12 protein-coding genes are annotated in these 14,559 nt (G+C 37.2%); all 12 read left to right on the top strand.

Annotated elements, in window-relative coordinates; all coding sequences use genetic code 11:
• Nucleotides 1-9: 9 nt before the first annotated feature.
• The 12 genes from E0E47_RS03055 to E0E47_RS03115 all read left to right on the top strand — a co-directional run bounded on the left by E0E47_RS03055 (nt 10) and on the right by E0E47_RS03115 (nt 14,547).
• Complete coding sequence (locus E0E47_RS03055) at nt 10-1,572, top strand: ATP-binding protein (protein ID WP_130892846.1); 1,563 nt, start codon at nt 10-12, stop codon at nt 1,570-1,572.
• Nucleotides 1,573-2,082: 510 nt separating this feature from the next.
• Nucleotides 2,083-3,615: an MATE family efflux transporter gene (locus E0E47_RS03065; protein WP_232038314.1), complete on the top strand. Its 1,533-nt coding sequence runs from the start codon at nt 2,083-2,085 to the stop codon at nt 3,613-3,615.
• Nucleotides 3,575-5,353 (top strand): thiamine pyrophosphate-binding protein, encoded by a 1,779-nt coding sequence (locus E0E47_RS03070; protein WP_338045586.1) that lies wholly within the window; start codon nt 3,575-3,577, stop codon nt 5,351-5,353. Before E0E47_RS03065 ends, E0E47_RS03070 begins: the two co-directional genes overlap by 41 nt.
• A 14-nt stretch (nt 5,354-5,367) precedes the next feature.
• Nucleotides 5,368-6,507: a polysaccharide pyruvyl transferase family protein gene (locus E0E47_RS03075; RefSeq protein WP_130892848.1), complete on the top strand. Its 1,140-nt coding sequence runs from the start codon at nt 5,368-5,370 to the stop codon at nt 6,505-6,507.
• Between the two features lie 14 nt (nt 6,508-6,521).
• Entirely contained in the window at nt 6,522-7,325 is an 804-nt protein-coding gene (locus tag E0E47_RS03080; protein WP_130892849.1) for a DUF4422 domain-containing protein, read from the top strand.
• Between the two features lie 12 nt (nt 7,326-7,337).
• Nucleotides 7,338-7,976, top strand: coding sequence for a DapH/DapD/GlmU-related protein (locus E0E47_RS03085; protein WP_130892850.1), 639 nt, complete (start codon nt 7,338-7,340; stop codon nt 7,974-7,976).
• A complete protein-coding gene (locus E0E47_RS03090; protein WP_130892851.1) occupies nt 7,970-9,316 on the top strand; it encodes a hypothetical protein in 1,347 nt (448 codons plus the stop codon). The genes E0E47_RS03085 and E0E47_RS03090 overlap by 7 nt, the downstream gene beginning before the upstream one ends.
• On the top strand, nt 9,282-10,088 hold the full coding sequence (locus E0E47_RS03095) for a glycosyltransferase family 2 protein (RefSeq protein ID WP_008627534.1): 807 nt from the start codon (nt 9,282-9,284) through the stop codon (nt 10,086-10,088). Before E0E47_RS03090 ends, E0E47_RS03095 begins: the two co-directional genes overlap by 35 nt.
• Nucleotides 10,085-11,107: a glycosyltransferase family 2 protein gene (locus E0E47_RS03100; RefSeq protein WP_008627535.1), complete on the top strand. Its 1,023-nt coding sequence runs from the start codon at nt 10,085-10,087 to the stop codon at nt 11,105-11,107. The genes E0E47_RS03095 and E0E47_RS03100 overlap by 4 nt, the downstream gene beginning before the upstream one ends.
• 59 nt (nt 11,108-11,166) lie before the next feature.
• Complete coding sequence (locus E0E47_RS03105) at nt 11,167-12,252, top strand: glycosyltransferase family 4 protein (RefSeq protein ID WP_172604641.1); 1,086 nt, start codon at nt 11,167-11,169, stop codon at nt 12,250-12,252.
• Nucleotides 12,249-13,361, top strand: a complete 1,113-nt coding sequence (locus E0E47_RS03110; protein ID WP_008627538.1) for a glycosyltransferase — start codon at nt 12,249-12,251, stop codon at nt 13,359-13,361. The genes E0E47_RS03105 and E0E47_RS03110 overlap by 4 nt, the downstream gene beginning before the upstream one ends.
• Nucleotides 13,362-13,401: 40 nt before the next feature.
• Complete coding sequence (locus tag E0E47_RS03115; RefSeq protein ID WP_130892853.1) at nt 13,402-14,547, top strand: glycosyltransferase; 1,146 nt, start codon at nt 13,402-13,404, stop codon at nt 14,545-14,547.
• Nucleotides 14,548-14,559: the final 12 nt, after the last annotated feature.

Below are 14,559 nucleotides of genomic sequence, written 5' to 3' on the forward strand. Positions count from 1 at the left end.
AGAATGGTTATGGAACAGAAAACAAGACTTTACCCGATAGGGATACAGACATTTTCGGAAATAAGGAATAAGTCATATCTGTATATAGATAAGACGGAATACGTATACCGCATGACACACTCTGCTTCGAAATACATATTCCTGAGCCGTCCGCGCCGTTTCGGTAAGTCGTTGTTGACAAGTACTTTGGAAGCCTATTTTGAAGGGCGTAAAGAGTTGTTTAAGGACTTGGCTGTGGAGCGGTTGGAGACGGAATGGACGGAATATCCCGTTTTGCGTTTTGACATGAGTACAGCCAAGCACGTGGATAAGGAACGCTTGGAAAGCGAGTTGAACTTGAAACTGATAGAATATGAAAACGTATATGGCCGTGGCGAAGGTGAGGAAAATGTGAACCAACGCTTCCAAGGCATCATCCGTCGTGCCTACGAACAGGCGGGTCGCCAAGTGGTGGTGCTCATCGACGAATACGATGCGCCCTTGCTTGACGTGGTGCATGAAGAAAAGAACCTGCCTGTCCTCCGCAACATCATGCGCAACTTTTATAGCCCGCTTAAAGCCTGCGATCCCTACCTGCGCTTTGTCTTCCTCACTGGTATTACCAAATTCTCGCAACTCAGTATTTTCAGCGAGTTGAATAACATTAAGAATATCAGTATGCTACCGGAATACGCCGCCATCTGCGGCATCACGGAGGAGGAGATGGCCACACAGATGGACGAGGACTTGGACATTTTGGCCGGACGGTTGAACGTGAATCGCGAAGAGGTCGTAAAGAAACTAAAAGCCCATTACGACGGCTACCATTTCACTTGGCCCTCGCCGGACATCTATAACCCTTTCAGCCTGCTGAACGCCTTCGCCGACGGGCGGTTGGATTCTTATTGGTTCGGCAGCGGCACGCCTACTTATTTAATCGAAATGCTGAACAAATTCGGTGTATTGCCCTCCCGGATAGGAGGCAACGAGGCTGTGGCGGCCGATTTCGACGCACCGACCGAACGGATGCAAAGTGTCACCCCCTTGTTGTACCAAAGCGGCTATGTCACCATCAAGGGATATGATGAGATGTTCCAAATCTATACGTTGGACATCCCGAATGCGGAAGTGAGGATAGGCCTGATGCGCAGCCTCATACCTGATTATGTGACACACGACACGCAGACGACCAACACCACGGTGGTCAATTTGGCCCGTGCCTTAGTGCGCGGCGACATGGACGGGATGCTTCGCCTGCTGCAGACGTTCCTCTCCACCGTTCCTTATTGCGACCGCACGGACTACGAAGGCCATTACCAACAGATGCTCTACATCATTTTCAGCCTCCTTGGCGCGTACGTGGACGTGGAAGTACGTACCCCGATGGGACGGGTGGATTTGGTGATACGCACAGCCACCACGCTCTACGTCGTGGAGTTGAAACTGAACCAGTCGGCCACAGCCGCCATGCAACAGATTGACCTGAAGAACTATCCCGAACGCTTCGTCCTGTGCGGCTTGCCCGTGGTGAAAGTCGGCATCAACTTCGACATGGAACGGCACACCCTGAAAGATTGGGTAATCACTAACTAAAATACACCCAAGGGAATTTCCAAAAACATCCTTCATCCTTCAGGATGTATGGTAAACATCTATTATACAACATATTAGGAACTGAACGGTAAAATTTCATCTTTCAGTTCCCTTTCATGGCAGAAAGCCGTCAAACGTTCTGCGCCAAACGATTTTTCAATCTAAGCCAAGCGATTTTTCATTCTCCGCAGATTGATTTTCCGTCCTCTTCCAAAGGAAATGAAACATGGCTGAAGGATAGCTGAAACATCCTTCAGCCCATAACATATAAGTAATGAGCATATTAGCATACATCCTGAAAGATGAAGGATGTTTTTTGGAAAACTCCTGTATAGGAAGGAAGAAGTTGTAATCATCCATAAGGTCATTGCTTCTTGTTTTCGGAATGGAAAGCGATAACTTTTACATTAACCTTCTGGATAATAGAGCATTGATACCATTCAAATGTCAGGAGGAGCAGGTATTATAATCTATGATGATATCCCATATACCTTTTAATTAACAGACAAAGTGGAAAAAAGCAATAATAGAACAAGGCTTATAAAAAATACAGCCTTTTTATATCTCAGGACATTTTTATCTCTTGTCATCAGTCTGTATACTTCTAGAGTGGTACTTTCCACACTGGGTATAGAGGACTATGGAATATATAATGTAGTAGGTGGATTTGTAGCCATGTTCGCATTGGTTTCAGCATCACTTACTAACTCTATTTCCCGTTTCATTACTTTTGAATTAGGACGAGGGAATAAAATACGATTAAACAGAATTTTCTGCACCAGCATTAATATACAAATAGTCCTTTCAGCCATCATTATTATATTAGCTGAATTGGTAGGCGCATGGTTCATTTACACAAAAATGAATATTCCTGAAGGAAGAGAATTTGCAGCCTTATGGGTTTTTCAATGTTCATTATTGTCTTTTATACTTGGACTTATCAGCGTCTCCTACAACGCACTCATTGTTGCCCATGAGCACATGAAAACCTTTGCCTATATTGGCTTATGGGAATCTCTACTAAAACTTGGAGCTGTTTACCTGCTTGTGCTGTTTGCAATGGACAAGCTTATTCTATATGCTATTCTTCTGACCTCCATAGCACTACTCTTAAGATTGGTATATGGAGTTTACTGCAAAAAACATTTTGAAGAATGCCGTTACCACTTTATCCTCGATAAATCTCTTTTTAAGGAAATCGGAGCTTTTGCAGGATGGTACCTTTTTGGAACAAGTGCTTATATATTCAATACCCAAGGAGTGAACCTTGTTATCAATATCTTCTTTGGAGTGGTACTCAATGCAGCACGTGGAGTGGCTACTCAGGTGGATTCGGCGGTCCGGATGTTTGTGAGTAATTTCACGACAGCATTGAACCCTCAAATCATCAAGACATACGCAGAAGGAAATGCTACAGAATCTTTCAAATTGGTGTTCAAAGGAGCGAAGTTCTCATTCTTTCTCATGTTGTTTTTTTTAATACCATTGGTGTTGGAAGCCGACTATGTCTTAGGGCTGTGGTTGAAAGAAGTTCCTTCTTATGCTCCTTTATTTCTGAGATTAGCACTATTTGTAGCTTTGGCAGATTTGCCAGGTGCACCACTCACCACTCTGGCATTAGGTACAGGAGACATCAAACGTTATTATCTTTACGTGGGAGGATTTGGATGTTTGGTATTCCCTGTCACATGGTTGCTATTTAAATTAGGTTGCAATCCCGAAATCTATTACATTGTTTACATATTAGACAATATACTCCTCATATTTGTCAGACTCTTCCTTTTAAAAAGGATGGTGAAATTCCCTGTCCGTCGATATGTAAATGAGGTACTGAGTATTGTTTTAATAGTTCTGCTTGTTTGCTTTATTCCTCCTATTTCGATTGTTGAGATTCTGCCTCCTTCATTTGGAAGACTTATACTGACATGTATGGTAAGCGTCATATCAGCAATCCCCGCGATGTACTATATAGGTATGACGCGTTCAGAAAGAATCACAGTGTGTGACATGGTTAAAAATAAACTCAAACGAAGAAAACAATAATAATATGGATTTACATTATACGGCAGAGAAAAATTCTCTTATTCTGATTTCACTCTTAAAAGCCCATGGAATACATAATATCATAGCTTCTCCGGGAGCAACGAATTTAAGACTTGTAGCCAGTCTCCAACATGATTCATATTTCAAGATTTACTCTTCAGTTGATGAACGCAGTGCGGCCTATATGGCATGTGGACTGGCTGCAGAAAGCGGAGAACCGGTAATGCTAAGTTGCACGGGTGCCACATCATCTCGCAACTATATGCCGGCATTGACGGAAGCCTATTATCGTAAGCTTCCCATTCTTGTGGTAACTTCTTCGCAATATTCGGAATGGATAGGCAATTTGAAAGACCAGGTAACCAATCGCATACAGTTACCGGCTGATATAGTAAAAAAGAGTTTTCAGGTGGATGAGATTCATTGCGAACGACAGGAATGGAACGCAATAAATAAAATCAATGAAGCCATACTTGAACTTACAAGACATGGAGGAGGGCCGGCACATATCAATCTGATTACTTCTTATAACCCGGATTTTTCCATAACTGAACTTCCGTACACTCGAGTTATCCATAGGTACAGCCATAAAAACGAACTCCCGTCATTACCCCAAGGTCCGATAGGAATCTTCGTCGGTTCGCATAAAAAGTTCAACCAGCAAGAAGAAACGAGCATTGAGGCTTTCTGTAAAAAGCATCATGCCATCGTATTTTGTGACCATACTAGTGGATATTATGGGAAATACAAAATGAATTACTCTCTCATTCAGTTGCAGAGTGGTAAAATCAAACGTTCGTTGAAACTACTGATACATTTAGGAGAAATTTCCGGGGATATGTTCAATATCAGTCCTTATGCACAAGAAGTATGGCGCGTGAGCGAAGATGGTGAAATCCGAGACCCTTTCAAGAAGTTGGTAAATGTTTTTGAAATGGATGAGACTTTCTTTTTTAACCATTATGCGAAAGAAGATTGCACTTACCCTATTGACGAATATCCATCTTATAAGGAAGAGTATGAAGCTATAATGCAATCTCTACCGGATTTGCCATTCTCAAATATATGGATGGCCTCTGTAACCTCTGGAAAATTACCGGACGGAACCGTATTGCATTTGGGCATCCTTACCTCTTTGAGATCATGGAATTTCTTCAAACTTCCCCAAGGAGTTACTTCATTCTCCAATGTGGGTGGTTTCGGTATCGATGGCAATATGTCCACCCTTATAGGGGCTTCATGGGCACATCCCGAAAAGTTATATTTGGGTGTGGTGGGTGACTTATCATTCTTCTATGACATGAACTCACTCGGAAACAGACATGTGGGCAAAAACATAAGAATCTTATTAGTTAACAATGGAAAAGGATGCGAATTTACTCATCACATGAATATGGGATCAATGTTAGGACAAGAAGCCTACCCGTATATTTGTGCAGAAGGACATTATGGAAAGCAGTCTCCAAAATTGGTACGTCATTATACCGAAGATTTGGGGGTTATTTACCTCACTGCTTCCAGCAAAGAAGAATATGAAAAACTCTTGCCAGATTTTTTAAACCCATCATCCGAAAAGCCCATTTTATTGGAAGCTTTTACTAAGGATGTGAACGAAAACGCAGCCTTAAAAATAATGTCAACTATCAAGCAATCCAATAAAGAGCAATCGAAAGAAATGGTAAAGAAGATGGTAGGTGAAGAAGCTTATGGCATACTCAAAAAGATATTCAAAAAATAAAAAGGAAAGTATATATGAAGAATGCAGAGGAAAAACTGAAAGTATGCCTTGTGACATGGTACGGCAGCAATAATTACGGTACCAATCTTCAAGCCTATGCCCTTTATACAGTGCTTCGTTCCAAGGGGATTCATGTGGACATGATAAGACCGTTTTGCGGACGGAAAAAGTTTCACCAATATCCTGGACAACAAAGGGAACTCCGTTCCAAATGTGTTGCGTTAATTAAAAAAGTATTAGGCATAAGAAAACCAGAGCAAGTCCGTCAAACGAAAATTATGAAATTCTTGAAAAATGAATTTTGTTTTACTCCCCTTGTTACCTGTCCAAAGGATATTGAATTATTGAATAAGCAATACGATAAGTTCCTCACGGGAAGCGACCAAATATGGAATCCATATAATCTTGATACGTTCTACATGCTTGATTTCGTGAAAGAAGATCAAAAGAAAATAGCCTATTCTTCTTCCATAGCGGTTAGTAGGATTCCAGAAGAGAAACAAGACCTATACAAAAAATATCTTTCTTCTTTCAGTGCAATCTTTTGCAGGGAAGAAACAGGGTCAAAAATGTTATCTGCCTTTACGGGAAAAACAGTAAAAACGGTATTAGATCCGGTTCTTTTACTCGATGAAAATAGTTGGATACAATTCTCCCACAAGGGGTCTCTCGTGAATCGAATATCCGTTTCCATACCTTATATATTCTGTTATTTCATTGGTGACAAGGACTTTGAATGGAAGGCTTTGAAAACAATAAAAGAGCAATATGGGATTAATCGGGTTATTGTATTCAGCGTGGCTCCTCCGACTTGCAAGATAAAAGGATATGAATATTTGCAGTCGGCAGACATCTATGATTTTGTATGGTTCTTACATCACGCGACTTATGTCGTGACAGATTCTTTTCATAATGCGGCCATGAGTTTAAAACTGAAAAAGGATTTTGTGGCACTTATGCGCTGCAAAGAAGACCAAAAATCCGAGAATTCACGTATGTATGATTTCCTTGCCTCTTTTGGACTGGAATTTAAAATATATAACCCAAACTGTGCGGATTATTTGTCTCCCGTCTCCTATGAAAGAGTGTATCCACAACTTGAAACAAGAATCAAGGAGTGCACGAATGAACTTATAAATAAATTAAATGAATAAAAAAAGGAAGAAAGATGAAATCTATGATATTGGTAGCTTGCCACAAACCCTGTAACATGTATAACAAGGGAATATACACTCCCATTCAGGTTGGAAAGGCCATATCTGAATATGACTTGGGAATTATCGGAGATGACACAGGGGATAACATCAGCCAAAAGAACCCAAGTTATTGTGAACTGACGGCCCAATACTGGGCTTGGAAGAATGTAGATTGTCGGTATATAGGTTTATGTCATTATAGGCGGTATTTCGAAACCGTTTATACGGATGAACTATTGGAACGACTCTTTTCTAAATATGATGTAATATTACCAAGGCCTATTTACAGTGGGGTTAGGGATACGATGTTGAACAAACTAAAAATGAACATTGTACCTGAAGATTATGCCATATTTTTTATGTCAATACGTAAACTATATCCTGAGTATGAAAAAACAACATTGCAATACTTGGCAAGAAATGCGGATATACCTTATAACATGTTCATTATGAGAAAAGAGGCTTTCAATCAATTCTGCCAATGGCAGTTTTCCATCTTGGAAGAATGCGAAAAGCATGTAAAACCCTTACCATATTCGAGGTACAACCGTATTTATGGATATTTTGCTGAATACTTACTACCCATATATTGCCTGCATAACCAAATGAAAATACATCACGATGGAATTGTAAATATGATTGGAGAGCATGAAAAAAGGCAAAGTTGGATACGAAAACAACTATCTGCGCTTTTTCGCCAATCTCCAGCGAGTTCATTTGACGATATCATTGGAACGTCTGTATTAGTGGGTATGAAAAATGATGGAATTTTATAGTGCTAACTTTTTATGGAAAGTGGAATAGTATATAATATAATACGTCTAATGGTTGCTTTAAAGGAAAAAGTAAGTATGTCCATTTCTTGGAGATACAATATGTTATATGCAAAAGCAACAGGATTACAACCCAAAGGACGATTTAAAATATTAGGAAAAATTCATATTCACAAAGGTAAGAATGCGATATTCTCTACGGGAGAGAACTTTTTATTTTTATCCGGATCAACTTATAACCCCTTAACAACTAATGCTCATGGATGTATCTTTATAATGGATAATGCAGTGCTTGAAATAGGTAAGAATGTCGGAATGAGTGGCACCGTAATTTGGGTTGCAAAACATATAAAAATAGGAAACAATGTGAAAATAGGGGGAGGCACTACGTTGATAGACACTGATGCCCATTCACTTTCTTTCAAAGATCGTAGAAATGAAATTTCTGATGCAAAAAACAGGATAGATAAAGAGATTGTCATCGAAGATGATGTTTTAATTGGAGCTAATGCTATAATTCTAAAAGGGGTACATATTGGAGCACGTTCTATTATAGGCGCAGGAAGTGTAGTAACTAAAGATGTACCAGAAGATTGTGTAGTGGCTGGAAATCCGGCAAAAGTTGTAAAAATACTTAAGAAAGTAATATGTTAAATATATTGTTGTTTGCTATATTAGCATTCACAGTAGTAGCAACCTTAATTCGTCCTTCGTATGGATTAGCGTGTTTCATATCTGCAAGAATTTTAATACCTGAAGTTGTCCGGACCCCAGGTTTTGAAGGACTTAGTTTTAATAGCACACTAATACTCATTATTGTTATAAGTGTATTGGTTAATGGCCTTGCTAAGACTTATGTACGTTTGGTTAAGGATTCATATTTTAAAGCTCTTGTATTTTTTATATGTTCATGTGCTGTGCTTCTACCTTTCTCTGATTATGAGGATTTGCAATTCCAATATAACTCATTAATACAATTTCTCCTTACGGACATACTCCCTGTTATATTAGCAATTGCTGTTGTTAGAACAAAATGGGATTTAAAAATAGTAATACAGACCTTTTTATGGTCAACTATATTATGCTGTGTTTATGCTATAATTGCATATCTTATGCAAAAGAATCCGTATGTAAATTATTTCCAAACAATAACAGGATGGAGAGATACATCGTTGGTGAAAGAAGTATGGTATACAACTGGTCGTGGAGTTTCTACATCAGGAACATTTTTACATGCAAATGGATTTGGATATTTTATATCCATGTCAATACCTCTATTCGTATATCTTCAATATACAGGGCAATATAATAAAAGAACCATATTTATAGCATTAGCTCTATTGATTGTTAATATTTTCTTATGTAAGAAACGTTCACCAATTGTTTCAATAGGTGTTTTTCTTATATTGTGGATGTATTTGAAGCGAAAAACATGGAATGTATTATTATATATGAAAGTGTTTTTATTGGGGGCAGTAGTTTTATTGGCTGTTTTTATAATTCCTGCGTTAGAAAGTATAAGGTCTATGATAGAGACATCTTTCTTTTTTTGGGATGATAAATTGTTAGCTGCAAAAGATGTTGGAGGGTCAAGTTGGGAGCTAAGAATTCTTCAAGTAACCTATCCATTTATAGAAGTCAAGGACAATATATTGTTTGGAAAAGGATTTGGGTGGTGTTCATGGTATCTAAATCAATATGAGTTACATCCTGTATTATTTGGTTTTGAAACTATACTGTCTACAGCTGTATGTCAATTCGGAATTTTAGGCTATTTAATGTATTATATGTTATTTTATCAATCCTATAAATATAGCCGACCTTATAAATATGGAAAAGTCAATTATCAATTATTAGCTTTGGTTACAATGATTGTTTTAATTGTTGCTACAGGACTCAACTATTTTTTCTTCTTTGGAATAGGGAGTGTAATTATGAACAAACAAGAAATATTTATGCATGAAAAGGATATCCATAGTTACAGTGTGCTTTAATTGTATAGACACAATTGAACAAACAATTAAAAGTGTAATATCACAAGATTATCCGAATCTGGAGTATATTATAATTGACGGTGCAAGTCAGGATGGTACTTTAAATATAGTAGATAAATATCAAAATTTTATTGCAAAAGTACTTTCAGAACCAGATAGAGGCATATTTGATGCTATGAACAAATCACTAAACTATGTTACGGGAGAATATGTGCTTTTTATGAATGCAGGTGACAGATTTGTGAGTAGTCATATTGTATCGGATATTTTCGGAAAACAAGAGTATCATGAAGATTTAATTTATGGGGATGTTTACATACAAAATGAATTAGGATATTTATTTTGTAAAGCTGATGCTATTTACTCTAAAAAGCCGACAAAGAAAGAACTGGTCTTTAAATCACAAGGCTTCTGCCACCAATCCTTATTCACAAAAACTTCTATGCTGAAAAATGTTGGGTTTAATTTGAAATATCCATTAGGAGCGGATTATGATACAACGGCACAAATCTACTATAAGGGAAATCAAGAGATATTTTATGTAGGACAACCTATATCCATTTTTGACGACCGTACAGGTGGGGCATCTCACAACAAAATAGTGCAAATATTAAAAGAGAGAGCAGATTTTTTTGGATATAAGCCATTGATTTGCGTGTACCTTTACGCATATAAAGAGATTATAATAAATAAGGTGAAAGCAATAATAGAAAGCTTATTCCCTAATATCGTAAGAACACAACGAATGAAAAAATATAAAGTAGAAATATGATCATTAAACAACAACCTCTTGTCTCAATTATCATGCCTGTTTATAATACAGGTAATATTATCACAAATACCTTGGATAGTATATTATCACAATCATACACGAATTTTGAGTTGATAATAGTAGATGATGGTTCGACAGACACAAGTGGACATATATGTAGTACTTATGCAGCTAAAGATAAACGAATACGACTTATCAGACAGCAAAACAAGGGAATTTGTAAGGCAAGAAATGTTGGAATACAATTAGCAAAGGGTAAATATCTAGCATTCTGTGATCATGATGACATATACCATACGTCTTTACTTGAAACTACGGTAAAGTATGCGGAAGATTTTAACTTGGAAGTTATTAAGTATTCTGTTGAAATTCAGAATGAAATAAAAGGAAATATAACCTATAATCGCCATATTGGGAAAGAAAAAAGATTTCAGTACTTTGACAACAAGCAAATCAGACAAGAATTCCTGCATTTGATTAATACCGGATTTTGTAACACTATTTGGAGTGCAATGTACAATGCATCCTTATTTAAAGACGGAGCTTTATATTTTAATCCATGCTACAAACATGGCGGAGAAGATTTTGATTTGAATATTCGCTTATATCCCAATGTTAAGAGTCTAGGAATACTTCAAGATGTGTTATATATCCATTATTTACGCAATACATTATCTACATCCGCAAAATTTTACGATGACGTATTACAGCATTCTCAAAAAGAATTGTACAGTATCAATAATTTGCTTTCTAATGGAATTCCAATAAATAAAAAAGAATACACCTTATATTGTAGTGAAAAAATAACATCCATATTATCCTATGCAGTAATGATGGGAAAAGACAGGATGCAAATAACCCAACTACTAAATAACTTGTTTACTTTCATTAATTGGAATAATACAATTCCAATGCCCGTAGGTCGAGAGTATCTAAAAGGTTGGGTCTTAATACTTTTAAGACATCGTTTATTTGGGGTTCTTTCTGCATTGTTTTATTTTTATAAAATGAAAAAATGAAAATCGTGTATTGTTGTCCCCAATTGTTCCATCCAGGAGGAATGGAACGTATAATATCCATGAAAGCCAATTATTTAGCTGATGTGTATGGGTATGAAGTTTTTATTATTACGGAAAAACAATTTGGAAACAAACCTTTCTACGAACTTTCAGATAAAATAAAGCATATAGATTTAGGATTAGATTATGATGGATTGACAGGTTCTTCATTATTGAAGTCTGTAATAAATAGAATTGTCCTTAAAAGAAGACAAAAACGTTTCCTGAAAAATATTTTGGAAGATATTAAAGCCGATATAGTGATTTCTACTTTTTTTAGTGAAGCATCCATTTTGCCCTCAATACACGATGGTAGTAGAAAAATATTAGAAATACATTTTTGCCGAGGAGTAAAAATGATGTACGCCAAAGCTTTTCGCTTCTCTTTTGTAAAGAAATGTCTATACTATATCCAACAGTCCATTGACGAACATATTATTGTTCCCAAGTATGATCGCTTCATAACATTAACGGAGGAAGATAAACAACGTTGGAGAACTATAATCCCCAATGTTGCAGCTATACCTAATATATTAACATTTAACAATACAGGATTAGTTGGTTTGGAAGCAAAACAGATTATTGCAGTAGGGAGGTTGGATGCTCAAAAGGGCTTTGACAGGTTAATAAACATATGGGCTAAAGTATGCTGTCATTTTAATTGGAATTTAAAAATTGTAGGTGCAGGATGCGACCATGATAAATTACAGGATTTGATTAAAGCGAAAAATGTAGAAGCATATACAACATTGATACCTCCTACTCAATTTATTTATGAGGAGTTTTGTTCTTCATCTATTTTTGTTATGACCTCCCGTTATGAGGGGTTACCTATGGTAATGTTGGAAGCCATGTCCTGTAGCCTTCCCTGCATAGCTTATGATTTTAAATGTGGCCCTCGCGACATAATAACAAATGGATATAATGGTTTTATATGTAAAGAAGATGACGAACAAGACTTCGCAAATAAATTATCACTATTAATAACAAATCAGGAGTTAAGACTTAAAATGGGACTTAATGCTCGTGCAAGTGTCCAAAAGTATAAAGCAGAAATTATTATGCCTAAATGGAAAAAACTATTTGAAGAAATCATAGAAAAATGAATATACTCATACTTAATCCAATTTTATATACGGCAGAACGGAATATCATACCTAATGTTGATTCAATAAAAGACACAATGATATATAATATGTGCATTGGTTTTGTTGCTTTAGGGCACAATATCACATTATGCGCAGCGGAAGAGTTCCGTCCTCAAAAAAGAGAAGACTACGATTTTGATGTGCACTTTTTCCGTTCTGATTGGACACATTTTTTTCCACCATCTTTGCTTCCTTTCTCTAAAGACTTGTTACACTATATTAAGAAGTTTCATAAGGATTTTGATTGTATCCTCACAAGTGAAGTGTTTGCAATTCATTCTTTGATGGCTTCCATCATTTGCCCTCAAAAAACAATTGTATGGCAAGAGTTAACTTCACATCAAAAAAAGATGTTTCAAGTTCCATCAAAATTATGGTATAATATCATTGGACGATGGTTTATGAAAAAGATAATAGCTGTCGTTCCTCGATCTATTTATGCATATAATTTTGTACGAAATTATATTCCACAGACTTCAAAAACTATTGTAGATCATGGAATTAATATAAATAAATTTATCTATACAGAAAAGAAAAAAAGGCAGCTTATTAGTTCTTCACAATTAATTCATCGAAAAAATATAGATGGCATTATCTTAAAATTTGCCAACTTGCACCTTGAGAAAGGTTATGAAGACATCAAACTATTAATAGCAGGACGTGGTAACGAAGAAACTTATTTAAAACAAATGGTTAAAGATTTAGGATTGACAGATTTTGTGGATTTCTTAGGGTTTCTTCCACAAGAGAAACTTTCAGAATATGTACGTACCTCCTTGGCCTTTTTGGTAAATACCCGACAAGACCTAAATATGGTATCCATACCAGAAAGTATATGTTCCGGCACTCCTATATTAACAAATTCCATACCTGCGTCAGCAGAATACATTAAGAGGAAACAATTGGGTATAGTAAAGGATGATTGGGGAGTAAATGAATTGAAGAAAATCATAAATGAGAATTTTATTTACGTTAGAAATTGCAAAGCCTATCGGAGTCAACTTACAAATATTGAGTCTGCTAAACAGTTAATATCAATATTCAATCAGTACAGCAAAAAAGATTGATAGATTTGGAATATGTATTTAAAACCTTTCTTTCAATACAATGAAAATCTTATTAGCCAATAAATTCTATTACCGCCGGGGCGGTGATTGCGTCTACGTGCTTAATCTGGAGCGGTTATTGAGGAAGCACGGACATGAAGTGGGCGTATTTGCCATGGACTATCCGGAGAATGTAGACACGGAATGGAAGCGGTATTTTCCTAAGAAGATGAGTAAATTGATGGCTTTCACACGGCCTTTCGGGTCAAGAGAAGTAAAGGGGAAATTCAATAGGCTGTTGGATGATTTCCGTCCCGATGTGGTACATCTGAACAATATCCATACTCAACTTTCTCCAGTGTTGGCTGAATTGGCACACAGACGTGGCATAAGGGTCGTGTGGACGTTGCATGATTATAAATTGCTGTGTCCGCGATATGATTGCCTGCTCAGCGGAGATACGATATGTGAAGCTTGTTTCAAGGGGGGTAAGAAATCATGCCTCGACAACAAGTGCATGAAAGGTTCCAAACTGGCTTCTTTCGTGGGCTTTCGTGAGGCAAATTTGTGGAATCGGCAGCGATTGGAGGCCTCAACAGATGTGTTTGTCTGCCCTAGTCGGTTTATGGCCGACAAAATGGCGGAGGGAGGATTTGATGAGAAAAAGATGGTTGTGCTCTGTAATTTTATTGATTCGGAAAGGTGTCGAAGGGACAATTACGACAAAAGGGATTACTATTGCTATATCGGACGATTAAGCCAAGAGAAAGGGGTGAAAACGTTAATAGAGGCTGCCAACCGACTTCCGTATAAAATGAAGGTTATCGGTGATGGGCCGCTCTTTGGCGAGTTGAAAGCCATTGCACATAGTCACATTGAATTCCTAGGACATAAGGATTGGGATGAAATTAAGGTACTTGTGGGACAAGCTCGTTTTTCTGTGGTACCTTCTGAGTGGTATGAAAACAATCCGTTGTCCGTAATAGAAGCGCAATGTTTGGGTACTCCGGTACTCGGTGCCCGGATCGGTGGTATCCCGGAATTGACCGACAAGACTTTCATTAGCGGAAATGTGACTGATTTGAAAGGAAAAATAGAAGAAATGTGGAATACGCCTTTCGATTATCAGCAGTTGGCTGAGGTGTCACAAAGGAAATATGATGCGGAATCCTATTACAACCGCATGGTTAAAGTGTATTCAAAATAAATTCATAAAACA

Source organism: Paraprevotella xylaniphila YIT 11841 (assembly GCF_900683745.1).
GTDB classification, from domain to species: domain Bacteria; phylum Bacteroidota; class Bacteroidia; order Bacteroidales; family Bacteroidaceae; genus Paraprevotella; species Paraprevotella xylaniphila.

Coding starts and splice junctions, on each gene's coding strand:
- E0E47_RS03055 (WP_130892846.1), top strand. CDS start 10: ATGGAACAGAAAACAAGACTTTACCCGATAGGGATACAGACATTTTCG.
- E0E47_RS03075 (WP_130892848.1), top strand. CDS start 5,368: ATGAAGAATGCAGAGGAAAAACTGAAAGTATGCCTTGTGACATGGTAC.
- E0E47_RS03080 (WP_130892849.1), top strand. CDS start 6,522: ATGAAATCTATGATATTGGTAGCTTGCCACAAACCCTGTAACATGTAT.
- E0E47_RS03085 (WP_130892850.1), top strand. CDS start 7,338: ATGGAAAGTGGAATAGTATATAATATAATACGTCTAATGGTTGCTTTA.
- E0E47_RS03090 (WP_130892851.1), top strand. CDS start 7,970: ATGTTAAATATATTGTTGTTTGCTATATTAGCATTCACAGTAGTAGCA.
- E0E47_RS03095 (WP_008627534.1), top strand. CDS start 9,282: ATGAAAAGGATATCCATAGTTACAGTGTGCTTTAATTGTATAGACACA.
- E0E47_RS03100 (WP_008627535.1), top strand. CDS start 10,085: ATGATCATTAAACAACAACCTCTTGTCTCAATTATCATGCCTGTTTAT.
- E0E47_RS03105 (WP_172604641.1), top strand. CDS start 11,167: ATGAAAGCCAATTATTTAGCTGATGTGTATGGGTATGAAGTTTTTATT.
- E0E47_RS03110 (WP_008627538.1), top strand. CDS start 12,249: ATGAATATACTCATACTTAATCCAATTTTATATACGGCAGAACGGAAT.
- E0E47_RS03115 (WP_130892853.1), top strand. CDS start 13,402: ATGAAAATCTTATTAGCCAATAAATTCTATTACCGCCGGGGCGGTGAT.